This is a genomic window from Pseudoalteromonas sp. SR41-7, from assembly GCF_014163935.1.
GTDB lineage: Bacteria > Pseudomonadota > Gammaproteobacteria > Enterobacterales > Alteromonadaceae > Pseudoalteromonas > Pseudoalteromonas distincta.
Genome location: NZ_JACJEF010000049.1, coordinates 1 through 353 on the forward strand (window position 1 = coordinate 1; position 353 = coordinate 353).

At 43.1% G+C, this 353-nt stretch carries 1 pseudogene; it reads right to left on the minus strand.

Annotated elements, in window-relative coordinates:
- Positions 1-335: pseudogene (locus tag H5092_RS20455) on the minus strand (hypothetical protein); the annotation flags it as partial.
- Between the last annotated feature and the right edge of the window lie 18 nt (positions 336-353).

The following is a 353-nucleotide window of genomic DNA, read 5'->3' on the forward strand; positions in this document are numbered from 1 at the left end:
CCTTGTTTATCGTGGCCTTTTTTAACTACCCATTGGTAACGGCCGTCATCTTTACGTTGACCAAATTGGCCCCAGTCTGTGGTGCCATCGCCATCTAAGTCGTCCATTTTATGCAGGCTTATGTCATTCCACAGTGTGTTCCAGTTATACACGTCTAGTTTGTTGTTGCTATTTGCGCCATCAAACACAAACAGCTGGCCTTTATCTAAACGCTCATGACGTCCATATAACGCAACTTCTGGTACGCCATCGTTAGTTACATCGCTCATTTGTACTATTTGCGCGTCTAACCACTGGTTTGTCCATTTAAACGTTTTATAGGTTTGTTTACTCACACCGTCTTTTACAAACAG